Raw genomic sequence first — 25,061 nt, 5'->3', positions numbered from 1 at the left:
CGGCCCAGGTTCCAGGCGAGCAGCACGGTCGTGCCAGCCGCGATCACGAGCAGGGTGAGCCGTGCCGTGAGCGGCTGGTCCCGCCACCGGGCGGGTCGTCGGATGTCCACCCTCCGGACCTTGGCCGTCCGGGATGACGACCGGCCGGGACCGTGCCGCCAGCTGGCCGCGAAGCCGGTCCGCGCGCTGAGGGGTCGTGCGGGTGCGGCCCCCGTCGGTCAGCGCCTCGGGGGTCGAGCCGGAGCGGGGTCTCAGCCGGCGTTCGGGTTCGGGGTCAGGGCACCCGTCGTGCGGCGAACGTCCCGACGACGCCCAGGGTGAGCACCGCGACGAGCACGACGAGCAGCGGTGCCGTCCAGTTCCCCGTCGCACCGTGCAGGGCACCGGCGACGAGCGGCCCGGCCGAGCCGAGCAGGTACCCGCCGCCCTGCACGAACGCGGACATCCGTCGGGCGTCGGCGTCGCTCGAGACGATCCGCACGATCACGATGAAGATCACGGTGATGCCGCCGCCCTGCGCCGCACCGCCGAGCACCGACCACAGCAGCCAGAGCTGCGGGGCGAACAGCAGCCCGAGCGGCATAGCCAGCCACAGGGTGCCGACCAGGGCGATGATCGCCGCCGGACGCCACCGGGTCGCGAGCAGCGGGACACCGAGCGCCCCGACGACGGCCAGGATCTGGAACACCGACGAGCTCGCGCCCGACGACGCCTTCGAGAAGCCGATCTCGTCGTGCAGCAGCGTCGGGATCCACGCGGTGAGGGCGTAGTACGAGAACGCCTGGCCGCCGAACGCCAGCGTCAGGCCCCAGGTGATGAGCCGTCGTGCCGGCCGGATCGGTTCGGCGGCGGCGACCCGTGCGGCCTCGGCGGCGCGCGCGGTGCGGATCGCCCCGGTGTCCAGCACCTGGTCGATCGGACCGGTGATCGGCAGCGGTTCGTCGTGGTCGGACGGCACCGGGCGTCGCCAGGCCGCCCGTGCACCGACCGCGTAGGTCCAGGCAGCGGCGGCGATGAGCGCGAAGACCGCCCAGATCGCGATGGCGACCGGCCACCCCCACAGGGCCGCCAGGGGAGCGGTGCCGAGCGACGTGATCATCGACCCGACGTTGAGCGCCGACGTGTAGACGCCGGTGACCAGGCCGACGCGCTCCGGCGAGGTGTCCCGTCGGATGACCACCGGGATCACCACGTTGCCGATCGTGATGCCGATGCCGATGACCGCGGTGCCGATCAGCAGCGCCGCCGACGAGGGCATCGAGCGCACGACGGTGCCGGCGAGCACGATGACGAGCGACAGGGAGACCGCGCGCTCCGGATCGGCCTTCGCGATGACCCAGCTGGCGAACGGTGTCGCGAGCGCGAAGCACAGCACCGGGATCGTCGTCAGCAGCCCGGCGATCGTCGCGGTCAGGCCGAGGTCGGCGCGGACGTCCCCGATGACCGGGGCGGTCGCGACGATCGGGCCGCGGAAGTTCAGGGCGATCAGGACGATGGCCGCGGGCAGCAGCCAGGCGGCACCGCGGAGGCTCCGGCGTGCGACGTCGTTCATGCGGACGGCGTCGTGGACGGCAGCAGGATCGGCAGCAGGTCGAGCGGGGTCGCGGCACGGGCGATGGTGCCCTCGGCCTCGTCGGGGGAGCCGTAGCCCCACTCGGCGAAGACGACCGGGACGCCGTGCACGGTCGCGCCCTCGACGTCGTGCTTCCGGTCGCCGATCAGCACCGGGCGGCTGGTGTCGAAGCCGTGGGCCTCGAGGCGTCGCAGTGCCTCCTCGACGACGTCGGCCTTGCTCGACCGCACCTCGTCGTCGCTCGCACCCGTGATGATGTCGATGTCCCCGGTGAGGCCGTAGTGCTCGAGGATGTAGGTCGCGGGGGTCTCCGGCTTGCTCGTCGCCGTCGAGATCGGCAGCCCCGCCTGGTGCAGGGTGCGCAGCACGACGTCGATGTCCGGGAACATGGCGGAGTCGAGCGCCCCGTGCGAGAAGTAGTGCTCGCGGTAGACGGCGAGGGTGCGGTCGGCGAGCTCCTCGTCCATGCCCATCGCGACCCGGAACGTGTCCATGATCGGCGGGCCCACGAACGACATCAGGGTGTCGTGGTCCGGCACCGGGACGCCGACGGTTCGGAAGGTGTGCGTCAGGCTCTCGAGGATGCCCGGCGCGGAGTCGCTGATGGTGCCGTCGAGGTCGAACAGGATGGCGGAGAACGGGCTGGTCATGTCCTGCCCACCCTAGCCGGGCCGTGGCGGCGACCATCCGGGATCCCGTCGGCCGCGGGGCGGGGGTGCGCCGTGCCTCCAGACCGGGGGTGGCGTGGTCCGCTCAGAACAGGCGGGTGTGGCCACCCTCGATGCCGCGCATCGCGTCGTAGTCGAGCACGAGGACGCGGATGCCGCGGTCCTCGGCGAGGGTGCGGGCTTGCGGTGCCACCGTCTGCGCAGCCAGCACGCCCTGCACCGGACGCAGGTGCGGGTCGCGGTTCATGAGCTCGAGGTACCGGGTGAGCTGCTCGACCGCGTCGATGTTGGCGTTGCGCTTCATCTCGACGGCGACGCTCGCGCCCGCGTCGTCACGCGCCAGGATGTCGACCGGCCCGATCGCCGTCATGTACTCCCGGCGGACCAGGGTGTGGCCGTCGCCGAGCAGTTCGATCTGCTCGGCCAGGAGCTGCTGCAGGTGCGCCTCGACCCCGTCCTTCACCAGGCCCGGATCGACGCCCAGGTCGTGGGACTCGTCGGACACGACCTCGTACAGCGAGACGATGAGCTTGTCCTGCGTCTTCTTCTGGGTGACCGTCCACACCTGCGTGATGCCGGCGCCCGACTGCTCGTCGTCCGGCTCGGTGATCTCGATCGAGCAGGGCGGGCTCATCCAGTTCAGCGGCTTGTAGCTGCCGCCGTCGGAGTGCACGAGCAGGGAGCCGTCCGCCTTGAGCATGAGCAGGCGGGTCGCGAGCGGCAGGTGGGCGGAGAGCCGGCCCGCGTAGTCGACGGAGCACCGGGCGATGACGAGACGCACCCCGGAAGCCTAACCGGCGTGGTGTCGTGACCCGGACCGGGCGCGCGGGCTGTGCACTGCGCACGGATTCACATGCCCGTAACGACGTTCTGCACATGTACGGCGGTCCGACGCCGTCCTACCGTGGCTGACACCCCGATCGGCCCACGCCGACCCCCTCCCCGAGGAGCCACGATGGCCAGCGAGACCGCAGTGTCAGCACCACGAACCCCCCGTTCCGAGTCGGTCGCCGTCGACGACTACTCGCTCAGCCGAGTCCCGATGTCCGCGCGCTACGGCTGGTTCCAGGTCGCCGTGCAGCGCTTCGGGCAGATCTCGGCCCTGTCCCAGTTCCTGCTCGGTGCGACGCTCGGCTTCGGCATGAGCTTCTGGGACGCCTTCTGGGCGATCACCCTGGGGGCCGTGATCCTGGAGATCGTGTCGGTGCTCGTCGGCGTCATCGGCGTGCGCGAGGGGCTCAACACCTCGGTCATCGCCCGCTGGACCGGGTTCGGCAAGGCCGGCTCGGCGCTGGTCGGGCTGGCGATCGGGCTGAGCCTGATCGGCTGGTTCGGCATCCAGTCCGGCGTCTCGGCGGCCGGCCTCGTCGCGATCCTGCCGATCCTGCCCGCGTGGGCGTGGTCGCTCGTGTTCGGGCTGCTCGTCACCGCGATCGTCCTGCGCGGCTTCCACTCCATGCAGTGGCTGGCGAACGTCACCGTGCCGCTGTTCCTGGTGCTCGTCGGCTGGGCGGTCATCGTCGAGCTGAGCCGGCACTCGATCGCCGAGCTCGCCGCGCGTGCCCCGGCCGGTCCGGAGCTGAGCTTCGTCGCCGGCACCACCCTGGTGGCCGGCGGGTTCATCGTCGGTGCGGTGATCACGCCGGACATGACGCGCTTCAACCGGTCGGTCGGCGACGTCGTGAAGCAGACGCTGCTCGGCGTGACGCTCGGCGAGTACGTCATCGGCCTGGCCGGCGTCCTGCTCGCCCACGCCGTCGGCTCCGCGGACATCACCCGCGTGATCACCTCGAGCGTCGGCTGGGTCGGCATCCTCGTGATCCTGCTCGGCACGTTCAAGATCAACGACTGGAACATCTACAGCTCGAGCCTCGGCGTCACGAACTTCATCGACGCGGTGTTCGGCAAGCAGGTGAACCGCGGGCTCGTGACGCTCGTGATGGGCGTCGTCGGCTCGGTGCTCGCCGCGGTCGGGTTCCTCGGGGCCCTCACGCCGTTCCTGTCCGTGCTCGGAGTCGTCTTCCCGCCCATCGCCGGGATCATGGTGGCGGAGTACTTCGTCGTGAAGCGCTGGCGCCGCGAGCTGAGCGACGCCGAGAACATCCCGGCGACCTCGCCCACCTGGGTGCCGGCCACCCTGGTCATCTGGGCGATCGCGTCGCTCATCGGGTACTTCGTCGCCGTCGGCATCCCGTCGATCAACTCCGTGGTCATCGCCTTCGTGCTCTACGTCGTCGCCGGCAAGGTCGGGCTGATCCGCGGCGTCGGGGTCAGTCGGACCGAGGCCGCGCCGGCCCCGGCGTCGGCCCCAGCCACCCCTGCCGCCTGACGCAGGCTCCCCGAACGGCCGGTCGCGTCGTCGCGCACCTGATCCGCGTGACGGCGCGGCCGGTCCCCACGAACCACCAGCACCCACGAACCACCAGCACCCCCGAACGACCCAGCACCCGCTCCACCGCACCACCGAAGGGAACCCCCATGCGCATCGGCATCGACGTCGGCGGCACCAACACCGACGCCGTCCTGATGGACGGCAGCACCGTCCGAGCGGCGGTCAAGCGGTCCACCACCCCCGACGTCACCTCGGGCATCGTCGCCGCGCTCGACGGCCTGCGCGAGCAGCACGCCTTCGGTGCCACGGACATCGACGGCGTGATGATCGGCACCACCCACTTCATCAACGCCCTGGTCGAGGCGCGCGGCCTCGCGCCGACCGCTGCGGTCCGCCTGGGCCTGCCGGCGACGGCGTCGTTGCCGCCGTTCACGGACTGGCCCGGGCACCTGGTGTCGGCCGTGCACGCGCAGCCGTTCCTCGCCCACGGCGGCCACGAGTTCGACGGCCGCGTCATCTCGGAGCTCGACCCCGAGGAACTCAAGCGGCACGCCGGTGCCATCGCGGCCGCGGGCATCCGGTCCGTCGCGATCTCGTCGGTGTTCTCGCCGATCAACGACGAGTTCGAGCAGCGCGCGCAGGAGATCATGGCCGCCGAGCTCGGGCCCGACGTGGCGTTCTCGCTGTCGTCCGAGATCGGTCGCATCGGCCTGCTCGAGCGCGAGAACGCGACGATCATCAACGCGGCGCTCCGTGAGCTCGCCGACCGCATCGTCGACGGCCTGTCCGGGTCGGTCACGGGCAGCGGCATCGACGCACCGCTGTTCCTGAGCCAGAACGACGGCACGCTGATGGACGTCGAGTACGCCCGTCGCTACCCGGTCGCGACGTTCGCGTCGGGCCCGACGAACTCGATGCGCGGCGCCGCGGTGCTGTCCGGCTTCGACACCTGTGCAGTCGTCGACGTCGGCGGCACGACGAGCGACGTCGGCGTCCTGACCGCGGGCTTCCCGCGGGAGGCCACCGGCGAGGTCGCCGTCGCCGGCATCCGCACGAACTTCCGGATGCCCGACGTGCTGTCCGTCGGCATCGGCGGCGGCTCCCGCATCCGCGAGGACGGCAGCGTCGTCGGACCGGACTCCGTCGGGTACCGCCTGACCGAGGAGGGTCTGGTCTTCGGCGGCACCACCCTGACCGCCACCGACGTGGCCGTCCGCGGTGGCCGTGGCGCGATCGGGGACCCGTCGCTCGTCGCCGGGGTGCCCGCCGAGGTCGCCGCCCGCGCGCTCGACGTCATCGCGGAGCGCGTCGCCGACATCGTCGAGCGGATGCGCACCTCGTCCGACCCGCTGCCCGTCGTGGCGGTCGGCGGCGGCTCGGTGCTGCTGCCGGACACCCTGCCCGGACTCGGCACCGTGCACCGCCCGGAGCACTACTCGGTCGCCAACGCCATCGGCGCGGCGATCGCGCAGGTCAGCGGCGAGGTCGACAAGGTCTACGCGATCAGCGACGGCCGCCGGTCGGCCGTGGTCGACGAGGCCCGGCAAGAGGCGGTCGACCGTGCCATCGCGGCCGGCGCCGACCCCGGCTCGGTCGACATCGTGGACTTCGACGAGGTCCCGATCCCGTACCTGCCGGGCAACGCGACGCGGATCCGCGCCAAGGCCGTCGGCGACCTGGCACTCGGGGCGCTGGTCCGATGAGCGCCACGCAGGCCGCGCCCCGCGCCGCCGCGCCCACAGCACCCCTCACCGCCATCGGCGCCGACTGCTCCGCCCTCGCCCGCGGCGCCGCGATCCTCGGCACCGGCGGCGGCGGTGACCCCTACATCGGACGCCTGCTCGCCGAGGCCGCCGTCCGCGCCCACGGCCCGGTCGACATCGTCCAGGTCGAGGACCTGCCCGACGACGCCGTGGTGCTCTCCGTCGCGATGATCGGCGCTCCCACGGTGATGGTCGAGAAGCTGCCGTCCGCCGGCCAGTTCGCCGAGGCCATCCGCAGCCTGTCGGCGTTCCTCGGGGTCACCCCCACCCACCTGGCCTGCATCGAGGTCGGCGGCGTGAACTCGACGACCCCGATCGTCGCCGCTGCCGAGCTCGGCCTGCCCCTGGTCGACGGCGACGGCATGGGCCGTGCCTTCCCCGAGGTGCAGATGGTGCTGCCGACCCTGTCCGGGGTCAGCGCGACACCGATGGCCCTGGCCGACGAGAAGGGCAACACCGTCGTCTTCGACACGGTGGACAACCGGTGGGCGGAACGGCTCGCCCGCACGGCGACGGTCGAGATGGGCTGCTCCGCGATCACGGCGCAGTACGCCATGTCCGGCGCGCAGGTGAAGGAGTCGTTCGTCCGCGGCAGCCTGTCACTGAGCGTCCGACTGGGCGAGACGCTGGTCCGTGCACGCAGCGAGAACGCGGACCCCGTCGCGGCGGTCACCGAGGTGCTCGGCGGCACCGTCGTGTTCCAGGGCAAGGTCGCCGACATCGAGCGCAAGACCGTCACCGGGTTCGCCCGTGGCACGGCCCGCATCGCCGGTTCCGGCAGCGACACCGGCCTGGAGGCGGTGCTCCGGTTCCAGAACGAGCACCTGCTGGTCGAGGTGGCCGGCGAGGTCCGCACCACGGCTCCCGACCTCATCATCACCTTGGACGCCGAGACCGGCGAGCCGATCACCACCGAGGCCCTGCGGTTCGGTGCCCGCATCCGGATCGTCACGGCACCGGCCGACGAGCGCTGGCACTCCCCGGACGGCCTGCGCCTGGCCGGCCCGCGGTACTTCGGCTACGACACCCCCGCGGTCCGCCACGACGGCACCACGAGCGCGGGCGAGACGAACACGGGAGCGCACCGATGAGCTGGATCCTCGACGTCGACGACCTGCCCGACCTGGCCCGCGGCGCCGCGCTGCTCGGCACCGGCGGCGGAGGCGACCCCACCATCGGGATGCTCCTGGTCCGTGCCGCGATCGAACAGCACGGCCCCGTCACGATCCTCGACCCGTCCGAGGTGCCCGACGACGCCCTCGTCATCCCCACCGCGCAGATGGGCGCACCGACCGTGGTGCTCGAACGCATCCCGGCCGGACCGGAACCCCTCGGCGCACTCCGTCGGCTCGAAGCCCACCTGGGCCGGACGGCGACCGCGACGATGCCCATCGAGTGCGGCGGCATCAACTCGATGATCCCGCTGCTCGTCGGTGCCACCGGTGGCCTGCCCGTCGTCGACGCGGACGGCATGGGCCGCGCGTTCCCCGAACTGCAGATGGAGACGTTCTCGGTCTACGGGGTCCCCGGCAGTCCACTGGCGATCAGCGACGAGAACGGCCACGGCGTCATCATCGAGACCGGCACGGACAACAAGCAGATGGAGTGGCTCGCCCGCGGGGTCACCATCCGGCTCGGCGGCGTCGCCTACATCGCCGAGTACGCCATGTCCGGCCGCCAGGTCCGCGAGACCGCCGTCCCACGCACGCTGTCCCTGGCACTCGCCGTCGGTCGGGCCATCCGGATCGCCCGCGAAGCGCACCGCGACCCCATCGACGCGCTCGCCGAGGCCCTCGGCACGACGATCTACACACACCTGCGCGAACTGTTCGACGGCAAGGTCGTCGACGTCGAGCGCCGCACGGTCGACGGGTTCGCTCGCGGTCGTGCCACCGTGCAGGGGACCGACGGCTCCGAGCTCGAGCTCCGGTTCCAGAACGAGAACCTCGTCGCCCGGCGGGACGGGCAGCTCGTCGCCGTCGTGCCCGACCTGATCTGCGTCCTCGACGCCGAGACCGCCGAGCCGATCACCACCGAGCGGCTGCGGTTCGGGCAGCGCGTCCGGGTGATCGGCATCTCGACGCCCGACCTGATGCGGACCCCGGAGGCGCTCGCCGTGTTCGGGCCGTCGTGCTTCGGGCTCGACGAACCGTTCGTCCCGGTCGAGGACCTCCACGAGCACGTCCGCCCGGCCGCCCCGGCGGTCGGCTGACCGACGGCCGCGCGCCGACCCCGGCGCCCGGCCCGTGCACCCGGCGCCGGGCTCTGCCCCCCCCCGGGACGCGACCACGGCAGCAGAATGGACCCATGGACCACGGTGAGCGGCGGGGCGGCGGTGTGGCGGGCCTCCAGGCCGACGACGCGACCGTCTTCGGACGCGGCACCGCCCTGCTCGGCTGCGGCGGTGGCGGCCGCGTCGACCACATGGTCAGCGCACTCCGCGTCGCACTCGGCGACCGCAGCGTGCCGGTCGTCGACCTCGACGACCCCGCGCTCGGCTCGGTGGTGGCCGTCGGGCTGATCGGGTCGACGACCGTGCTCGAGGAGAAGATGCCGAGCGGCGAGGAGCTGCCGGCCGCGCTCGCGGCGGTCGAACGCTGGACGGGCACCCGTGCCGACGCCGTCGTCGCCGCGCAGATCGGCGGCGTGACCGGACCGGCCGCGGCCCTCACCGCCCACGCCGCCGGACTGCCGCTCGTCGACGCCGACCTGGTCGGCCGCGCGGTCCCGCGCATCGACCAGCTGTCGGTCTTCGTCGGCCCGACCACGACGGTCACGGCAGCGGCGGCCACCACGAGCGGTCTGCGGATCGTCGTCGACGCCCGGCACCCCCACGACGTCGAGACGGTCTGGCGCGAGGCCGTCTCGCACAGCGGCGGCTGGGCGGCCTTCGCGATCGGCCCGGTCCCGGTCGCGCTGCTGCGCGAGCGAGCCGTCGTCGGCAGCGTGCAGCGCGCCCTCCGGATCGGACGCGCAGCGGGCGGCGCACGCGACGCGGCGGAACTCGCCGCGCTCATCGGCGGCCGGGTCGTCGCACAGGGCCGGGTCATCGACGTCCAGCGCGAGGGGGATGCGCTCGCGTTCGTCCGCAGCAGCCTGGCCATCCGCGACGCCGACACCGGCGCGATCGCCCGGGTCGAGGCGGGCAGCGAGTACGTGCACTGCCTGGTCGACGGCCTGCCGGTCGCCAGCACGCCGAGCGTCATCACCGTCGTCGACGCGCGGTCGCTCGCGCCGGTGGCGACCGACCGCACGCGGGTCGGCAACGAGCTCGCGGTGCTCGTGCTGCCGTCGGCGCCGTGGTGGTGGGCAGACCCCGACCGCACCGCGCACATGGGACCGCGGGCGTTCGGCATCGACGCCGACGTCGTCCCCGAGGCCGCGGGCCAGGTGCTCGCGTGAACGCCGTCGGCGACCTGCTCCCGCTCCTGCCGTCCGGCACCCGCCTGTTCGTCGGCGCCGGCAGCACCGCGGTCCGGAGCGTCCGCGGGGTGGTGGGGACCCCAGACCAGGTCGGCCGGTCCCTGTCGCAGGGCGACGACGTCGTCGTGCTGCTCACCCCGGTCGACCGCGCGGACGCGCGCTTCGACGTGCTGCTGCGCCGGGCGTCCGCGGCCGGCACCACCCTGCTCGTCGTCGACGGGGCGCTGGAACTCGGACCCGGCACCACGACGCTCGCCGAACGGCTCGGCGTCGCCGTGCTCGCCACCCCGGACCCGTGGGCGACCTCGGTCCGCCTGCACGAACTCATCGGCACCGGGATGGGCCCGGCGGCCCGGGCCGCCCTCGACGCCTCCCGCGTCGCCCTCGACGCCGGCCCCGAACTCGACGACCTGTTCACCCGGCTCGACCGGTCGCTCGGTCACCCGGTGCGGTTCCTCGACGCCTCGGGCCTGGCACTCCGCGGAGCCGCCGTCGACGACGCGGCCCGCGCCGTGCTCGTCCGCCGCGCCGGCACCAGCGACGTGCTGACCGCCGAGGGCATCGACGAGACGCTCGTGGCGATCCCGGTCGGCACCGGCATCGGACCGCGCGCCTGGCTGGCCGTCGGCCTGTCCGTCCCGATCGCCGCCGAACAGCAGGTGGTCGCGAGTGCCCTGCAGGTCGCCGCCGTCGCCGTCGGCCACCGGCTGCTGCTCACCAGGCTCGACGACGAGCGCGACGCCCGCTACCGGATGGCGATGCTCGACGAACTCCGTGCGGCCGACGGGGCGCCCGCCCCGCAGCTCGTGCAGCGGACCATCGCCGCCGGGTGGCGGCTCGACGCCTGGCACGTCGGCGCACGCGTGGTCGCACGGCAGGGCGTCGACCTGGTCGCGCTCCGCCAGCAGGTCGACGCCGCGGTGCGCGCCGAGGGACTCGACGCGGTCGTCGTCGAACAGGCGGACGGCTGGGTGCTGTGGCTGTCGGAACCCGACGAACCCGGCCGGGAGGCAGTGGCCGACATCGCGGGTCGGCTGCGGCGCGCGCAGAACACGCTCCGCACCACCGTGGAGACCAACGTGGGCGTCGGCAGTCTGCAGGCGGGCCCTGCCGGGCTGGTCCGGACGCTCGGTGAGGCGGGCGACGCCGCCCGTCTGGCCGCCAGCCGTCCGGAGTCGGGGCACTTCGTGCACGTCGACCGGCTCGGGCTCGCGCAGCTGCTGCTCGCGTGGACGCAGACGGACACGTTCCTGCCGGCATCACGGCAGTTGCTCGCACCGCTCGAACGTGGTGGCGGTGCGCTCCTGACGACGCTCGCCGCCTACCTGGACGCGGAGTCGTCGATCACCGAGACCGCCGCGGTGCTCGGGGTCCACCGGAACACCGTGTCCGACCGCATCGCGCGGGTGGAGCGGCTGCTCGGGGTGGACCTGTCCGACCCGGAGACCCGGCTCGCCCTGCACCTGGCGACGCGGGCGCGGGCGGGGGAGGGCGACTGAGCGCGGGTTGCGTCAGCTGCGGTCGCTGGCGTTCTCGGTCTCGCGCTTCGTGACCCCGCTCGCTTTTTCGGTCCCGCGGGCGGGCCGGGCGGCGGCGCCGGTCTCGCGTGCCGCACCCGAGGCCAGGCCGGCCGCGATGATGAACACGAAGACGATGAGCAGCGCGCCGAGCAGGCCGATCTCCTCACCGAGGAACCCGATCAGGGGCGGCCCGGCCAGGAACGCCACGTAGCCGATCGTCGCGACGGCGCTGACCTTGGCGGCCGCGGTGCGAGGGTCGTCGGCCGCGGCGGACATGCCCATCGGGAAGCCGAGGCTGGCACCGAGGCCCCAGAACACGACGCCCACGATCGCGAGCGGCACGTTGTCGATGAAGATGAGCATGCCGAGGCCGACCACCGCGACGGCGGCGCTGATGCGCAGGATCGGCACGCGGCCGAACTTGTCGATCAGCGGGCTGCCGGCGACGCGGCCGGCGGTCATCGCGGCGAGGAACACCGTCAGCACGGCAGCACCGCCGGCGTTGTCGAGCCCGTGGCCGTCGATCATCGCGAGGGGCAGCCAGTCGTTCGCGGACCCCTCGGCCAGCGCCATGCCGAGCACGATCACGCCGATGAGCAGCGTCGAGGGCTGTGCCCAGACCTGCCAGCGGGTGAGCGGCGTCGCGACCGGGCTGGTGTCGGTGGACACCGGCTGCTCGAAGCGGTGCTCGTCCTGGAACCTCGTGACGGCGACGAGCATGGCGGCGCTCGTGACGACCACGAGCACGATGAAGTGCCACGACACCGGGATCTCGAACCGCTCGGCCAGCGCACCGAGGCCTGCACCCGCGAGCGTGCCGAGGCTGAACGCGGCATGGAACAGCGGCATGATCGTGCGGCCGCCGGCCTTCTCGGCGGCGGCGCCGGAGACGTTCATCGACACGTCGCACAGGCCGTTGCCGAAGCCGAACGCGATGAGCGCGATCCAGATGGCGGCGAAGCCCCACCCGAGCGTGACCGCGACCCCCGCGAAGATCATCCCGACCGCCAGGCATGCCGCAGCCACCTGCACGCCCCGCCTTGCGCCGAGCTTCGCGACGATGTGACCCGCGAAGGTCAGACCGCCGATGGAACCGACGGCCATGCCGAGCACGAGCAGGCCCATCTCGAACGTGCTCGCCCCGAGGGAGTCGCGGACACTCGGGATCCGGCCGAGCCACGTCGCGATGTCGAGCCCCGACAGGGTGAACACCACGAACACCGCGATGATCCAGGCCCTGGTGGTCGGGACGGTGCGGGTGGACGGCGTCGTCATGGTGGTTCCCATCGTGCTGCGGCGCGCTCGGTGCTGCGCGTTCCGGTGCTGGTGTTGCGGTTGTCGAATCGATTCGACCGCTCGTTCCGGCTACGCTAACGGGCGATGGACGAACCGGCAACAGGACCCGGCGCGTCGCCTTCCCGCGGCGGCGTCACCCGTTCGTCGCGCCCGACGCTGGCCGCAGTCGCCCGTGCCGCCGGCGTGGCGCCGTCGACGGCCTCACTCGCCTTCAGTGGTCTCGGCCCGGTGTCCGAGGACGCCAAGGCCCGCGTGCTCGCCGCCGCCGCCGACCTCGGTTACGGCGGCCCCGATCCCCGTGCCCGTTCGCTGCGCCGCGGTCGTTCCGGCGTCATCGGCGTCGTGATGGACGAGCGTCTGAGCGATGCCTTCCGTGATCCGGTCAACGTCCTGACGCTCGACGGCATCGCCGAGGTCGCGGGTGCCGCCGGTGCCTCACTGTTGCTCGTGCGGAGTCCGCTCGATGACGAGCAGGGTGCCGGCCCGCTGGTGGATGCCCCGATGGACGCCGTCGTGCTCGTCGGGTGCAACGTCCGGATCGACCCCGCCGTCGCCGTGCTGCGGCGTCGGCAGATCCCCGTCGTCGCGATCGAGGCGGACGAGATCGAGGGCGCTGTCCCCGTCCAGCTCGACAACCGCGATGCCTCACGCCGTGCCGCGGAGTACCTGCAGGGGCTCGGGCACCGGGACGTGACCGTCGTGACCCTGCCCCTCGATGCCGCACGCCGCCGTGGCCCGATCGAGGCAGCCCGGCAGGCCGAGGGCATCGCCTTCACCACGCTCGAACGCCTGCGTGGTGTGCGCCAGGTCTACCCGGACGCCGTCGCGATCGAGACCGCTGGCAGCTCGGTGGAAGAGGGACGTCTCGCCGGCACCCAGCTCTTCGCGCCGGACGGCCCCCGCCCCACCGCCGTCATCGCGCAGAGCGACCTGATCGCTGTCGGGGTCATCTCGGCCGCGCTCGACGCCGGGCTCCGTGTCCCGGAGGACGTCAGTGTCGTCGGCTTCGACGGCATCACGGTGGACGACAGCCTGCTCCACCGCAGCCCGATCCGGCACCTGACCACGCTGGTGCAGCCTTTCGTGCAGAAGGGCCAAGCCGCAGCCCGCGCCGCCCTGGCCATGCTCGAGGGTGCGGAGCCGCAGCCAGCGTCGTTCGTCTCGGAGTTGCGGGTGGGGGACACGACGGGGCCGCCGCCTTCGCGCTGATCCCACGTCGTCCGAATCCGCCATACCGAGGACCTGGCGCACGGTCGACCGGTGCCATGTGCGCTCTCATCGTCCGAACTTGCCTGTGGTGCGCTTGGACTCCCAGCGGTCGAGCTGGTGCAGCGCGTTCCGGGTATGACCGACTGCCAACATCGCTTCCTTGATGCGGGCAAGCGAGAGGTCCTCGGCAGCAGCGCGGTCGAGCAGCCTCGGCATCATCTCGTCGGTCTGTCCGTTGCGATCCCACCCGTTGTTACCGATGGTGTGCAGCGTTTCAAGGAGGTCGTGCTGGGTTTTGGTGAACCCGACCCATGCGAGCTCAGCCGGCGGAGGTGGGCGCTGGAAAGTTCAGCGCCCCCCTTCGTATGTGCGCCCACCCGTGTAGCAGCCACTATCGCAGGGCGGCCTCGGTTGCCTCCTCGACTGACTTGACCGTCGACGGGATGGGCACGGCGATCGAGGACCCCGCGAGCTTGCGCACCTGCCCGTCTGTTACGTCGAGTCGGCCGGTCGGGCCGGCCACTGTGTGGAAGACCCCTGGGTCCCCTTCGCCAAGGTAGAGGATGGCTTCCTCACCGACCGTCATCAGCGGATCGTCCTCCGCCACATAGGTCACGTCATCGACAACGCCGCCGGTCTGGAACACTGTCACCTCGTCATTCGTGGTGGAGGCTCCCTTGATCCAGTTGTCCACCTTGAAGGTGTACTCGGACGTCGCGATGTCTCCGATCGGCTCCCCCAGCGTGGACGCAGTGACGACGCCATGGACGACGATGTCAGCGCTGGTGCTCATATCACCCAAGGTTGCAAACGACTCCGCGTAGCTCGGATGACTGACGACTGTCTTCTGCGCTACCGGTTCGGTGTCCTGCTGCGCGCAGCCGGTGAGAGCGATGCTCGTGATGGCGATCGCTGCGAGAGCGACGGCTGCTTTGCATGTGTTCATGCGCGTTCTCCTCAGTACAGCTTGTTGATGCCGGCGATCTCGTCCGCGGTGGGCCGGTAGATGCCGCAACGCGAAGGGGTGGCTCCGTTCATGAGGTGGCAACCGCTGACATGATCCAGCCCGAGACCATGTCCAAGCTCGTGGGCGGCGACCCCACGCCGCTTGGCGTTGGTGTAGCTGCCCGTGTACCTCGTATTGAGATACATATTCGTGCTCGCCTGGTACTTACCACTCCGCACTTTCGGGTAGGTGATTCCGTCCCAGGTGACGTTTGCGCTACTGACTGACCGTTGATAGATCATGGCTACCGAACCCGGCGCACTTTCCAATTTGATGTCAGTCATCGAGTTGAAATCTGAGTTACCCCCGCGCCACGCGGATCTAGTGGCGGCGGAGTTCGAGCCGTCCTGCAGCACGGTGACGGGGCTGTTTCCCCACTTCGGTCCGAGGAAGGCATACGCGCTTGCAGGTGCCACGCTCACGCTCACCATTGCGCCTACGAGCACGAGCGCCGCCCCCACCCTGATCACAGCTGTCTTCATTGACGCTTCCTTGATTCGAAGAGATGAGTTGCGTTCAACTCAGGGCTCACTCTGGCACAGCGCACCTGGGTTCACCAGCCGTCCTGCATAACGAATCGCCTCGGCTTCGCCGCCGCACTCGCGTTCGTGCTTCACTGCCGGAATGAGCCTCATCGAAGCGGCCTCCTCGTGCGCAACAGCGACCACCGACTGCCAGGACACCCTCGGACCGTCAACTGGAGACTTCGACCCTCTTGTGGTCGTGGCCGCGGTGGTCGTCGTCGCGGTCGCAGCATTGGTCGGGGTCGTTCTCCGACGGCGACGGCGGCGTTAGCTCCAGCTGCGAGGGGGTACCGGGATGCGCCGGGCGACGTGACGACCCCTGAGGAGTTCGATCAGGAGGTGGCGGACTTCAACCTTGCAGAGCCAATGGGTGCCTACATCGACATCCTCGGCGTCGATGCTGACGATCTCGGATGGTGGGGCACACATCCCGTTGGGAAGCCTCTCATCACCGCAGCCGGTCGGCCGCGGCCGGCTCGGCAGTTCCTTTACTGCCGACCTGCCAGTACCACTTGAATCGCCCTGCCGACCTGCTGCGCATCCCACAACCCCGAACCGAAGACCTCGATCTTGGACGAGTTGATCCGGATCGTGCCACGTGCCCGTTCCTGCGTGAGAGATACAGCAGTGACGTGTTGCAGCTCCGACGCCCGACTCCACTTCTTTGACGTGTACAGAATCCGCGTCGATGTCACCGCAAGAAGCCCCTTGGTGATCGGCAGGAACGTTCGCGACTCCACGGTGACGAGCGGGCTCTCGTCCAGAAGAAGCGCTGCGCGCAACCCGTCGCGTTCCAAGTCAAGGCGCAGGCGGAAACCCTAACGAGCAGGTGAGCGGATACGGACCCGAACCACGTCCAGTCCCGTCCGAAGCCGACCAGCTACGCAGCCGGTGCAACCGGGTTCCTCATCGGTGGACTGCTTACGACGGTGCTCGGCTGGCCAGCGGTGTTCTGGGTCAACGCACCGGTCGCTGCGTTCCTGTTCGTCGGAGTCGTCCTCGTTGTGCGGGAGGAGCCGGAGCCACAGCCACCCCGCCACTTCAGACTAGCTCTTTTGCGCGTGCCTCCACCCGGTAGTCGATACTTCAGCGGACCGAAAGGTCTTCAACCTCCGGAGAGGCGCCGCGTGCCGAGTCGCTAGGAGTGATCTCCGTGCGTCAATGCCCGTGCGCCGGCCGCGATGAACAGCAACCCGGGGACTATCAGGACTACCGCGAAGATGATCTGCCCCGCAGCATCCGCGCGGCTGAAGATCATCTCGGCGATTCCGAACAGGACGAAGAACAGCCCGAAGACGATGGCGGTCTTCGGCTTCTTGGCTTTCAGCACTGGCGCAGATCCTTGCTCTGGGGTGGGTGAACTCCGCCCCCTGAGTCAACCAGTCCGATCCCCAAACGGCGGCTGCCGCCTGTTGAGACGGCACGGCGGTGAGCCAGGTGATCAGCTGGCAGCTGCCGTCCCGTAAGCCGGTCGTCCACCGCTACCTCCTCCCAGGTGGCCTGGTTCCCCTGCCGTCCCTTACCTCCTGACCAAGGGATTTTCGAATAGCTGGTCCGCAATGATTCTCATTGAGGGGACGCTAAACGTCACAGCGCGCTGACGCTCCCCCTGCGTGCGGCGCTCACCGCCGCCGCACCCCCAGCCCCACAACCGCAACCAGGTTCACCGCACTCCCGACCAAAAATCCCGTGGTCCCACCAGCGGCCCCGGCGACCGGTCCGAGCGCCGCCATGAGCCCAGCGCCGACGACGAACCCGGCGACCGAGGCAAGGGCGACCTGCCGTGAACGCCCAGCGGCGAGCAGCAACGCGGCAGGCACGAGCCCGACGGTGAACACCCACACCGCGACCATCAGGTACCGCAGGTCGGCGACGGCAGCGGCGCCCTCGGCGGGGTACACGATCGGTAAGAACCACCCGGCGAGCAGAACGACCACGCCGAACACGACGGCGGATGCTGCAGCGAACCCGACGACGAGCAGCAGCGCGCCGCGGGAGCGCAGCGATCCACCATCGGTCCGGTGCGCGAACGCCGGCACGAGCACCTGCCCCAACGCCTGCCCGAGCATCGACGCCGGCGTCGCCAGGGTGAAGGCGGCGGCGTAGACACCGGCGTCGTACGCCGACGCCGTCACCTGCGCCGAGATCATCGTCAGCTGCAGCAACCCGTTCGAGGTCACCACCGCCAGCACGTTCCACGCCGCGAACCCGAGCACCCCGACAGCGGGCTCGCGCGAAGCAGCAGCGAAGCCCTTTCCCCGCGGCCAGCACGCGATCGCGAACACGGTGTACCCGACGGCCAGGGGCAGCAGCACGAAGGGCTCGAGCCGGGCGACGCACGCCACCACGAGCAACCCGAGCGCCAGCACGCTCGTCACGGAGTCCCAGAGTGCGACCCGGGGTGCCCGGTCGTAGCCGAGCTGCGCGCCGCGGGCGTAGCAGTAGAGGCCGTAGCCGACGACGACCGCGGCACCACCGAGCACCATGCCGGGGCCGTTGTCCCAGGCCAGCGCGATCGGCACGGTGACCGCTGCGAGCACCACGCTCGACAACAGCATGGACACCCCGAGCAGCCGGTTCACCGCGGCGTCCGACCGTCGACCCCGTAGCGCGATCGCCAGGAACCGCGACGCGGTGTTACCCGCGGCGTTCGGCCAGAGCAGCGCGACGAACACCGAGAGCGACAGCAGCGCGGTGGTCTGCCCGAGGGTCTCGGTGCCGAACACCCGCCCGACGACGACGGTCACGAGCAGCTTCGCGACGCCCTGCACCCCGATGCCGACCGTGGCGAGCACGGCCGACGAAGCGACCGAAGACGACGGTGCCGCAGGAGAATCAGGCCCGGCAGGCGAGGCAGACGAAGCGGGCCCAGAAGGAGCAGACCCGCTCACCGCGCCAACGCCTGTTCCACCCAGCCGCGACGGTGCGCCCGCGCCCCGAGCGTCACCGCCCGGACTCCGATGTACCCGAGGGAGAACACCGCCCACAGCCCCGCGAGCGTCCCACCGGCCCACCACAGCAGCGGCAGGTACACGACCAGGTTCACGCCTCCGGCGATGGCCAAGTACCGCGCGTCCCCGGCGCCGATCAGCACCCCGTCGAGCACGAAGACGTACCCGGCGACGGGCATCCCGACCGCGATGAGCACCAGCACGACGGGCAGGGCGTCCCGCACCGCCTGCGAGTCCGAGAACACCGGCCCGAGCAGCCCGCTCACGGCCAGGGTCAGCACCCCGAGCACCACTCCACCGGCAATCCCGAGCAGCACGAGCCGCCTGGTCACCAGCCGCACCCGCTCCGGGTCACGTCCGCCGAGTCCGTGTCCGACCAGCGCCTGCCCGGCGATCGCCAGGGCGTCGAGCGCGAACGCCAGCGTGGAGAACACGGTCAGCCCGACCTGGGTCGTCGCCAGTCCGGTGGTCCCCAGCCCGGCGGCGGCCCCGACGGTCGCGAGCATCGCGATCCGCAGCGACGCGGTCCGCAGGAACAGCCACGCGCCCGACCGCAGTGCTCGTGCGACGCCGGAGGCTCCGGGGCGCAGCGGCGCCCCTGACGAGCGAGCAGCCCGCACCGCGATGCGCACGTAGACGACGGCCATCGCCCACTGCACGATGACCGTGCCCGCGGCGGATCCCTCGACGCCCCAGCCGACGCCGTAGATCAAGAGGGCGTTGAGCAGCCCGTTCGCGACGAACCCGATCGTCGCGACGACGAGCGGGGTCTTCGTGTCCTGCAGCCCACGCAGCAGTCCGGTCGAGGCGGTCACCACCAGGATGCCCGGCAGCCCGATCAGCGAGACGGTCAGGTACGCGGTCGCGGCGGCCGACACCTCGACCGAGGCGCCGAACAGGTCGACGAGCGGCCCGGCGAGCGGCCACCCGACCAGCGCCAGCACCACCCCCAGCACGAGCGCGAGCCACATGCCGTCGATGCCCGCGTGCACGGCTCCGCGACGGTCGCCACCACCGAGCGCCCGTGCCACGGCCGGGGTCGTCGAGTACGCCAGGAACACCAGCAGCCCGGTCACCGTCGACAGCACGGCACTCGCGAGCCCGACGGCCGCCAGCGGCGTCGCCCCGAGGTGCCCGACGAGCGCGGTGTCGGTGAGCAGGAACAGCGGCTCGACCACGAGCGCGCCGAGCGCCGGCACCGCCAGCCGCACGATGTCGCGGTCGACCGCGCGCCGCTCAGCGGTCACAGCGGGTCGGTTGGGTCGGTGCACCGACCCATTCTGTCGGCGATGCCGACACGTCGTGGTCGCCGAGCGGGGTGGGCGCGACCCCACGGCGGACTGGAGGCCCGTGGCGGCGCCGCCACGGGCCTCCAGTCCGCCGTCCCCGGTTCCTGATCGTGGTCGCTATCGTGAGCGGGTGAAGCCGAGCAGACGCGAACGCCGTCTCCGCAACGTCCAGTCACTGATCCTCGTCGGGTCGATGTTCGGAGTGGTCGCCCTGGCAGGTCTTGCCGGCTGGCTCGGTGCCCCGCAGTGGGCGGTCCTGCCGTTCGTCGGCATCGGCTATCTCGTCTGCTGGCAGGTGACGCTCAGGGCGGTCCGGCGTCGCCGAGCGCTGTGGAACGACCACGCCGAGCGCTCGCCCACCGGAACGGCGACCGAGACGGACGGGTGAATCGGGCACGGCGAACGCCCTCGTCCACGCCGCGGCGGAGCTGCGCGCTCGTCACTCGGGCAGGGTCAGGGACAGACCCATCCGCTCCCGAACGCCTCGTGCACGCGTCGGAGGGCTTCCGGGTTGCCCCACTCCTGCACGTGCGAGCAGTCGGCGTCCGCCCGGGCCGCGACGAGTCCCCAGTTGCCGACGTTCTGGTACGCGTAGTGGTCGCCCGACTCCGAGGTCGACGCGCCGCCGCCGCCCTGTTGCTCCGGCAGCTGGATCTGCTCGCCGTCGGGGAAGACGAGGGTCTGCCCGATCGGATCACAGGTGGGCAGTTCCTCGGTCCGCAACGCCTCGACCTGCACCGGCGCCGCGGTCGGACAAGCCGACAGGGTGGCCTCGCCCGCAGTCAGCGTGAGGTACCCGTCTTCCTGGCCCTGGTGGGCGCAGCTCGTGATCGACAGCGCAGCGGCGAGGAGCATCCCGGAGACAGCGGGTGTGCGGAGGTTCACGGGGACGAGTCTGCCGCTGATCTGCCGTGGGCGTCGTCCCCGTTGCTCAGCCCGAGCCGGACGCGTTCCTGATTGCACCCCGCACCGTGACGGACTGGAGGCCCGTGGCCGTGTCCGCCACGGGCCTCCAGTCCGGTGGTCCCACGTCGTCGGGCCGGACGCGCGTTCCGGCCGACCACTCGCGTCAGTCGGCGCGCGGTTCGGCGGGGACGCCGCCGGTGGCGGCGTGTGCCGGGTCGGCGACCTCGGTCGAGGGCTCGTCCGTGCCGCGGGCCCGACCGATCAGATCCATCACGTGGTAGACGACGATCGCGGCGATCGTGCCGACGATGATGCCGCCGAAGCTGGCCTGGCCGAACCGGAACGTGAAGTCCGCGATGCCGATGATCAGGGCGATGCCCGCGGTCAGCTGGTTCTTCGGCTTCGCGAAGTCGACGCGGTTCTCGACCCAGATGCGGATGCCGATGACGCCGATCAGGCCGTACAGGGCGGTGGTGGCGCCGCCGAGCACGCCGGCGGGGACGGAGGAGATGACGGCGCCGATCTTCGGCGACAGGCCGAGCAGGATCGCGGCGATGGCGGCGACCCAGTAGGCCGCCGTCGAGAAGACGCGGGTGGCGGCCATGACGCCGATGTTCTCGCCGTAGGTGGTGGTGGCGGAGCCGCCGCCGACGCCCGCGAGGACGGTCGAGACGCCGTCGGCCAGGAGTGCGCGACCGGTGAGCGGGGTGAGGTCACGGCCGGTGAGCTGTCCGACGCCCTTGACGTGACCGACGTTCTCGGCGACCAGTGCCAGGACGACCGGCACGAACGCCAGGTAGATCGCGAGCTGCGACGGGTCGAAGGCGGGAGCGGTGAACTCCGGCAGACCGATCCACGGTGCTGCGTCGACCTTCGAGAAGTCGACCTGGCCGCCGATGAGCGCCGCGACGTAGCCGACGAGCACACCGATGACGATCGACAGCCGGCCGATCAGGCCCTTGAACAGGACCGTGACCAGGATGATCGCCGCGAGGGTGATGAGCGCGATGACCGGGGCCGCCGTGAAGTTGTCGCGGGCCGCCGGGGCCAGGTTGAAGCCGATCAGGGCGACGATCGCGCCGGACACCACCGGGGGCATCAACCGGTCGATCCAGCCGGCGCCGGCCAGGTGCACGACGAGCCCGACGATCGCCAGCAGCACGCCGACGACGATGATGCCGGACAGGGCGAGCGGGATGCCACCGATCTTGGTCGCCGCACCGATCGGGGCGATGAAGGCGAACGACGAGCCGAGGTAGCTCGGCAGGCGGTTGCCCGTGATGAGCAGGAACAGGATCGTGCCGATGCCGCTGAACAGCAGCGTCGTCGACGGCGGGAACCCGGTCAGCAGCGGCACCAGGAACGTGGCGCCGAACATCGCGACGACGTGCTGCACGCCGAGACCGATCGTCCGGGGCCAGGTGAGCCGTTCATCGGGTGCCACGATCGTCGTCGCGGAGACGGTCTTGCCGTCTCCGTGCAGCTTCCACGGAAGTCCCATGCGATGACCGTACCGGCAGCCGTGTGCCGGTGACGACCCGGATCGGCCTGCCCCATGGGGTCGGTGGCTATCGTGGACCGCATGACCGACGTCGCACGTGCCTCCGGCATCCACACTGACGAACTCGACCCCGCGGTGCGCCCCCAGGACGACCTGTACCGCCACGTGAACGGGACCTGGATCGAGGCGACGCCGATCCCCGACGACAAGGCCCGGTACGGCTCCTTCACGGTGCTGGCCGAAGCCGCCGAGATCGCCGTGCGCGACATCATCGAACGCTCGCAGCAGGCCGCCCCCGGCACCGAGGAGCGCAAGGTCGGCGACCTCTTCACCTCGTTCACCGACGAAGCCCGGCTCGAGGAGCTCGGCACCGCACCGATCGAGCACCTGCTCGCCGAGATCACCGAGATCCAGTCCGTGCCCGAGGTCATCGCCGCCGTCGGCCGCTTCGAGCGCCTCGGCCTGCCGAGCTTCCTGCAGCTCTTCGTCGACAACGACCCGGGCGACCCCGAGTCCTACGTCGTGTTCCTGGAGCAGTCCGGCCTCGGGCTGCCCGACGAGTCGTACTACCGCGAAGAGCGCTTCGCCGACATCCGGACCAAGTACCGCGAGTTCGTCGCGGCGATGTTCCCGCTCGCCGGCCTCGACGACGGCGGGGCCCGCACCGAGCACGTCATCGCGCTCGAGACGGCGCTCGCCGCCCAGCACTGGGACAACGTCACCACGCGTGACAGCCAGAAGACCTACAACAAGCTGCCCTGGGCCGAGGTCGCCGCGCTCGCGAAGGGCGTCGACCTGCAGACCTGGTGGCAGGCCATCGACGCCCCGGCCGGCGCCTTCGAGACCGTCGTGGTCCGCGAGCCCTCGTTCATCACGGGCCTGGCCGACCTGCTGAACGACCAGCCGCTCGAGGTCTGGAAGGACTGGCTGCGCTGGCAGGTCATCCGTGGCTCGGCCGCGTACCTGAACAGCGCGTTCTCGGCCACGAACTTCTCGTTCTACGGCACCGCACTGACCGGTGCGCCCAAGCAGCGCGAGCGCTGGAAGCGCGGCGTCTCGCTGGTCGAGGGTGCGATGGGTGAGGCCGTCGGCCGCATCTACGTGCAGGAGCACTTCGACGAGACCTCGAAGGCGAAGATGGACGACCTCGTCGCCAACCTGGTCGAGGCGTACCGGCAGAGCATCACGGCGCTCGACTGGATGACCGACGAGACCCGGGCGCGCGCGCTCGACAAGCTCGACAAGTTCACGCCGAAGATCGGCTACCCGGTGAAGTGGCGCGACTACTCCGCGCTGCCCGTCCGCGCCGACGACCTCGTCGCGAACGTCCGCGCCAACGCGTCGTTCCAGGTCGACCGCGAGCTCGGGAAGATCGGCAAGCCGATCGACCGCGACGAGTGGTTCATGACCCCGCAGACCATCAACGCGTACTACAACCCCGGGTTCAACGAGATCGTGTTCCCGGCTGCGATCCTGCAGTTCCCGTTCTTCGATGCCGGCCGCGACGCCGCCGCGAACTACGGTGCGATCGGCGCCGTCATCGGCCACGAGATCGGCCACGGCTTCGACGACCAGGGGTCGCAGTACGACGGCGACGGCAAGCTCGAGAACTGGTGGACCGAGGCCGACCGCGCGGCGTTCGAGGAGCGCACGAAGGCCCTCATCGCCCAGTACGACGCCCTGGTGCCGACCGAGGTGCCCGACAGCCACGTGAACGGTGCCCTGACGATCGGCGAGAACATCGGTGACCTCGGTGGCCTGTCGATCGCGTGGAAGGCGTACCTGCTGTCGCTCGACGGCCAGGAGCCCCCGGTCGTCGACGGCCTCACCGGTGCCGAGCGCTTCTTCCTGAGCTGGGCCCAGGCCTGGCGCATGGCGATCCGCCCGGAAGAGGCGGCTCGTCTGCTGAGCATCGACCCGCACTCGCCCAACGAGTTCCGCTGCAACCAGGTCGTGCGGAACATCGACGTCTGGTACGACACCTTCGGCGTGACCGAGCAGGACGCGATGTACCTCGACCCCGCCGAGCGGGTCGCGATCTGGTGATGACGGAGCCGGACGCGGCCCGGTCGTCGCGCCGCCGGCGACCGGACGACCGCCCAGCAGGTGGCGGCCGCGGTCGTGGTCGGCACAGCGGCCGGGCCGACGACCGCTTCACCGCCACCACCGAGGCCCTCGGCGCCCTCGCGCTCGAGGGCGCCGGGGTCAGCGCCTCGGTGATCGACACCTCCAGCGGCAAGGCCCTGCTCGCGATCGACGACACCCTGGTGCAGCCGGTCGCGAGCCTGGGCCGGGTCCTGCTGCTGATCGAGGTCGCCGCCCAGCTCGAGGACGGCCGCCTGCACGGTGACCGCCTGCAGCGGATGGCACGGGACACCGCGACCGGCGCCGGCCTGTGGCAGTTCCTGCAGGAGCCGACCATGCAGGTACCCGACCTGGCGACCCTGGTCGGGGCCACCGCCGACGCCTGGGCCGTGAACGCGCTGCTGTCGACCGTGGGCATCGACGCCGTCCGGGAGCGCGCGGAGTCCCTGGGCATCGAGCGCACGGCGTTGATCGACCGGGTGCGGGACCGCCGCGGCCCGGACGACGCCCCCGACGCCTCCGTCGCGCCGACCGGGGAGCTGTCGTGGGTGATGCGCGGACTGGCGCTCGGCGAGGTCGTCGACGAGGCGGTGTCGAACCGGGTGCTCGGCTGGTTGTCCCTGGCGAGTGACCTGAACCTGGTCGCCGGTTCCTTCGGGCTCGACCCCCTGGCACACCGTGCGCTCGACCACGGGCTGCAGGTCGTCGCGGTCACCGGGTCGAGTACCGGCGTGCGCGCCGAGGCGGGGATCCTGCGGGGGCCTGAGTCGTCGGTCAGCTATGCCGTGACGGTGACGTTCGACGACGCCTCGTTGCAGCGGCGGTTGGCCGTCGTCGAGGCGCTGCGCACCATGGGGACCGAGGTGCTCGAGGCCGTGCACGCTCCGGCGCGGCGCTGACCGCGCGCCCGGGCAACGCGCGAGGAGGATAGCCCTCCGACCGGTGCCCAGCGTCCGACGGGTACGAATCGGTGCGAGGCGCGACCTCCGCGCTCGGAAGGAAGTTCTTCGTGACC

At 71.3% G+C, this 25,061-nt stretch carries 23 protein-coding genes and 1 pseudogene; 12 read left to right on the top strand and 12 right to left on the bottom strand.

All coding sequences use genetic code 11. The annotated features are described in order from the left end of the window. Nucleotides 1-274 precede the first annotated feature (274 nt). The 3 genes from Q9R26_RS03920 to nucS form a co-directional block, all read right to left on the bottom strand. Complete coding sequence (locus tag Q9R26_RS03920) at nt 275-1,552, bottom strand: MFS transporter (protein ID WP_311226600.1); 1,278 nt, start codon at nt 1,550-1,552, stop codon at nt 275-277. Continuing rightward, on the bottom strand, nt 1,549-2,223 hold the full coding sequence (locus tag Q9R26_RS03915; protein WP_209132610.1) for an HAD hydrolase-like protein: 675 nt from the start codon (nt 2,221-2,223) through the stop codon (nt 1,549-1,551). Before Q9R26_RS03915 ends, Q9R26_RS03920 begins: the two co-directional genes overlap by 4 nt. 103 nt (nt 2,224-2,326) lie before the next feature. Then, nucleotides 2,327-3,022, bottom strand: coding sequence for an endonuclease NucS (gene nucS, locus Q9R26_RS03910; protein WP_182064211.1), 696 nt, complete (start codon nt 3,020-3,022; stop codon nt 2,327-2,329). A 174-nt stretch (nt 3,023-3,196) separates the two neighbouring features. On the opposite strand from nucS, the gene Q9R26_RS03905 reads away from it, so the two are divergent. The 6 genes from Q9R26_RS03905 to Q9R26_RS03880 all read left to right on the top strand — a co-directional run bounded on the left by Q9R26_RS03905 (nt 3,197) and on the right by Q9R26_RS03880 (nt 11,258). Then, nucleotides 3,197-4,570, top strand: a complete 1,374-nt coding sequence (locus Q9R26_RS03905; protein WP_311226599.1) for a cytosine permease — start codon at nt 3,197-3,199, stop codon at nt 4,568-4,570. 149 nt (nt 4,571-4,719) lie between these two features. Further along, nucleotides 4,720-6,276 carry a hydantoinase/oxoprolinase N-terminal domain-containing protein gene (locus tag Q9R26_RS03900; RefSeq protein WP_182064213.1) on the top strand — a complete coding sequence of 519 codons (1,557 nt, stop codon included), beginning with the start codon at nt 4,720-4,722 and terminating at the stop codon, nt 6,274-6,276. Next, nucleotides 6,273-7,427, top strand: coding sequence for a DUF917 domain-containing protein (locus Q9R26_RS03895; protein WP_311226598.1), 1,155 nt, complete (start codon nt 6,273-6,275; stop codon nt 7,425-7,427). The genes Q9R26_RS03900 and Q9R26_RS03895 overlap by 4 nt, the downstream gene beginning before the upstream one ends. After that, nucleotides 7,424-8,548 carry a DUF917 domain-containing protein gene (locus tag Q9R26_RS03890; RefSeq protein WP_311226597.1) on the top strand — a complete coding sequence of 375 codons (1,125 nt, stop codon included), beginning with the start codon at nt 7,424-7,426 and terminating at the stop codon, nt 8,546-8,548. Before Q9R26_RS03895 ends, Q9R26_RS03890 begins: the two co-directional genes overlap by 4 nt. Before the next feature lie 95 nt (nt 8,549-8,643). Beyond that, entirely contained in the window at nt 8,644-9,738 is a 1,095-nt protein-coding gene (locus tag Q9R26_RS03885; RefSeq protein WP_311226596.1) for a DUF917 domain-containing protein, read from the top strand. Beyond that, a complete protein-coding gene (locus Q9R26_RS03880; RefSeq protein WP_311226595.1) occupies nt 9,735-11,258 on the top strand; it encodes a helix-turn-helix domain-containing protein in 1,524 nt (507 codons plus the stop codon). The genes Q9R26_RS03885 and Q9R26_RS03880 overlap by 4 nt, the downstream gene beginning before the upstream one ends. A 12-nt stretch (nt 11,259-11,270) precedes the next feature. On the opposite strand, the gene Q9R26_RS03875 is transcribed toward Q9R26_RS03880, so the two are convergent. Continuing rightward, nucleotides 11,271-12,554, bottom strand: coding sequence for an MFS transporter (locus tag Q9R26_RS03875; protein WP_311226594.1), 1,284 nt, complete (start codon nt 12,552-12,554; stop codon nt 11,271-11,273). Between the two features lie 105 nt (nt 12,555-12,659). Here Q9R26_RS03875 and Q9R26_RS03870 point away from each other — a divergent pair, with 105 nt between their 5' ends. Continuing rightward, nucleotides 12,660-13,784 carry a substrate-binding domain-containing protein gene (locus tag Q9R26_RS03870; protein WP_311226593.1) on the top strand — a complete coding sequence of 375 codons (1,125 nt, stop codon included), beginning with the start codon at nt 12,660-12,662 and terminating at the stop codon, nt 13,782-13,784. A 66-nt stretch (nt 13,785-13,850) separates the two neighbouring features. Here Q9R26_RS03870 and Q9R26_RS03865 read toward each other — a convergent pair whose 3' ends face one another. The 3 genes from Q9R26_RS03865 to Q9R26_RS03855 all read right to left on the bottom strand — a co-directional run bounded on the left by Q9R26_RS03865 (nt 13,851) and on the right by Q9R26_RS03855 (nt 15,272). Continuing rightward, nucleotides 13,851-14,000, bottom strand: coding sequence for a hypothetical protein (locus Q9R26_RS03865; protein WP_311226592.1), 150 nt, complete (start codon nt 13,998-14,000; stop codon nt 13,851-13,853). A gap of 175 nt (nt 14,001-14,175) precedes the next feature. Beyond that, nucleotides 14,176-14,730, bottom strand: coding sequence for a hypothetical protein (locus Q9R26_RS03860; protein WP_311226591.1), 555 nt, complete (start codon nt 14,728-14,730; stop codon nt 14,176-14,178). 11 nt (nt 14,731-14,741) lie between these two features. Continuing rightward, on the bottom strand, nt 14,742-15,272 hold the full coding sequence (locus Q9R26_RS03855) for a matrixin family metalloprotease (protein WP_311226590.1): 531 nt from the start codon (nt 15,270-15,272) through the stop codon (nt 14,742-14,744). 142 nt (nt 15,273-15,414) lie between these two features. Between Q9R26_RS03855 and Q9R26_RS18595 the strand changes: the two genes are divergently transcribed. Next, nucleotides 15,415-15,585 carry an LPXTG cell wall anchor domain-containing protein gene (locus Q9R26_RS18595; protein ID WP_396136815.1) on the top strand — a complete coding sequence of 57 codons (171 nt, stop codon included), beginning with the start codon at nt 15,415-15,417 and terminating at the stop codon, nt 15,583-15,585. A 625-nt stretch (nt 15,586-16,210) separates the two neighbouring features. Further along, nucleotides 16,211-16,456 (top strand): annotated as a pseudogene (locus tag Q9R26_RS03850) (MFS transporter); the annotation flags it as partial. Here Q9R26_RS03850 and Q9R26_RS03845 read toward each other — a convergent pair. The 3 genes from Q9R26_RS03845 to Q9R26_RS03835 form a co-directional block, all read right to left on the bottom strand. Further along, on the bottom strand, nt 16,453-16,644 hold the full coding sequence (locus Q9R26_RS03845; protein WP_311226589.1) for a YtpI family protein: 192 nt from the start codon (nt 16,642-16,644) through the stop codon (nt 16,453-16,455). The pseudogene Q9R26_RS03850 and the gene Q9R26_RS03845 overlap by 4 nt on opposite strands. Before the next feature lie 292 nt (nt 16,645-16,936). After that, nucleotides 16,937-18,109, bottom strand: coding sequence for a hypothetical protein (locus Q9R26_RS03840; protein ID WP_311226588.1), 1,173 nt, complete (start codon nt 18,107-18,109; stop codon nt 16,937-16,939). A gap of 92 nt (nt 18,110-18,201) precedes the next feature. Next, on the bottom strand, nt 18,202-19,512 hold the full coding sequence (locus Q9R26_RS03835; protein WP_311226587.1) for an MATE family efflux transporter: 1,311 nt from the start codon (nt 19,510-19,512) through the stop codon (nt 18,202-18,204). Nucleotides 19,513-19,684: 172 nt separating this feature from the next. Here Q9R26_RS03835 and Q9R26_RS03830 point away from each other — a divergent pair, with 172 nt between their 5' ends. Continuing rightward, nucleotides 19,685-19,942 (top strand): hypothetical protein, encoded by a 258-nt coding sequence (locus Q9R26_RS03830; protein WP_182064220.1) that lies wholly within the window; start codon nt 19,685-19,687, stop codon nt 19,940-19,942. Nucleotides 19,943-20,007: 65 nt separating this feature from the next. Here Q9R26_RS03830 and Q9R26_RS03825 read toward each other — a convergent pair whose 3' ends face one another. Further along, complete coding sequence (locus Q9R26_RS03825) at nt 20,008-20,439, bottom strand: hypothetical protein (RefSeq protein WP_182064221.1); 432 nt, start codon at nt 20,437-20,439, stop codon at nt 20,008-20,010. Between the two features lie 184 nt (nt 20,440-20,623). Then, on the bottom strand, nt 20,624-21,961 hold the full coding sequence (locus tag Q9R26_RS03820; RefSeq protein ID WP_311226586.1) for a solute carrier family 23 protein: 1,338 nt from the start codon (nt 21,959-21,961) through the stop codon (nt 20,624-20,626). Nucleotides 21,962-22,042: 81 nt separating this feature from the next. Here Q9R26_RS03820 and Q9R26_RS03815 point away from each other — a divergent pair, with 81 nt between their 5' ends. Both Q9R26_RS03815 and Q9R26_RS03810 read left to right on the top strand, forming a co-directional pair. Further along, nucleotides 22,043-24,007, top strand: a complete 1,965-nt coding sequence (locus Q9R26_RS03815) for a M13-type metalloendopeptidase (RefSeq protein ID WP_311226585.1) — start codon at nt 22,043-22,045, stop codon at nt 24,005-24,007. Further along, the gene (locus Q9R26_RS03810; protein WP_311226584.1) at nt 24,007-24,945 is read left to right on the top strand and encodes a serine hydrolase; all 939 of its coding nucleotides are present in this window, start codon (nt 24,007-24,009) and stop codon (nt 24,943-24,945) included. Before Q9R26_RS03815 ends, Q9R26_RS03810 begins: the two co-directional genes overlap by 1 nt. Nucleotides 24,946-25,061: the final 116 nt, after the last annotated feature.

It is taken from the genome of Curtobacterium sp. BRB10, assembly GCF_031844325.1.
Classification (GTDB): domain Bacteria; phylum Actinomycetota; class Actinomycetes; order Actinomycetales; family Microbacteriaceae; genus Curtobacterium; species Curtobacterium poinsettiae_A.
The sequence above is the reverse complement of the archived record's forward strand: the minus strand, read 5'-3'. Positions and strand labels throughout refer to the sequence as shown.

Bases quoted from the DNA above. Each gene is read 5' to 3' on its own strand.
- Q9R26_RS03890 (WP_311226597.1), top strand. From the start codon at position 7,424: ATGAGCTGGATCCTCGACGTCGACGACCTGCCCGACCTGGCCCGCGGC.
- Q9R26_RS03885 (WP_311226596.1), top strand. From the start codon at position 8,644: ATGGACCACGGTGAGCGGCGGGGCGGCGGTGTGGCGGGCCTCCAGGCC.
- Q9R26_RS03810 (WP_311226584.1), top strand. From the start codon at position 24,007: ATGACGGAGCCGGACGCGGCCCGGTCGTCGCGCCGCCGGCGACCGGAC.
- Q9R26_RS03815 (WP_311226585.1), top strand. From the start codon at position 22,043: ATGACCGACGTCGCACGTGCCTCCGGCATCCACACTGACGAACTCGAC.
- Q9R26_RS03860 (WP_311226591.1), bottom strand. From the start codon at position 14,730: ATGAACACATGCAAAGCAGCCGTCGCTCTCGCAGCGATCGCCATCACG.
- Q9R26_RS03820 (WP_311226586.1), bottom strand. From the start codon at position 21,961: ATGGGACTTCCGTGGAAGCTGCACGGAGACGGCAAGACCGTCTCCGCG.
- Q9R26_RS03855 (WP_311226590.1), bottom strand. From the start codon at position 15,272: ATGAAGACAGCTGTGATCAGGGTGGGGGCGGCGCTCGTGCTCGTAGGC.
- Q9R26_RS03865 (WP_311226592.1), bottom strand. From the start codon at position 14,000: ATGCCGAGGCTGCTCGACCGCGCTGCTGCCGAGGACCTCTCGCTTGCC.
- Q9R26_RS03870 (WP_311226593.1), top strand. From the start codon at position 12,660: ATGGACGAACCGGCAACAGGACCCGGCGCGTCGCCTTCCCGCGGCGGC.
- Q9R26_RS03900 (WP_182064213.1), top strand. From the start codon at position 4,720: ATGCGCATCGGCATCGACGTCGGCGGCACCAACACCGACGCCGTCCTG.
- Q9R26_RS03915 (WP_209132610.1), bottom strand. From the start codon at position 2,223: ATGACCAGCCCGTTCTCCGCCATCCTGTTCGACCTCGACGGCACCATC.
- Q9R26_RS03875 (WP_311226594.1), bottom strand. From the start codon at position 12,554: ATGACGACGCCGTCCACCCGCACCGTCCCGACCACCAGGGCCTGGATC.
- Q9R26_RS03905 (WP_311226599.1), top strand. From the start codon at position 3,197: ATGGCCAGCGAGACCGCAGTGTCAGCACCACGAACCCCCCGTTCCGAG.
- Q9R26_RS03920 (WP_311226600.1), bottom strand. From the start codon at position 1,552: ATGAACGACGTCGCACGCCGGAGCCTCCGCGGTGCCGCCTGGCTGCTG.
- Q9R26_RS18595 (WP_396136815.1), top strand. From the start codon at position 15,415: ATGAGCCTCATCGAAGCGGCCTCCTCGTGCGCAACAGCGACCACCGAC.
- Q9R26_RS03895 (WP_311226598.1), top strand. From the start codon at position 6,273: ATGAGCGCCACGCAGGCCGCGCCCCGCGCCGCCGCGCCCACAGCACCC.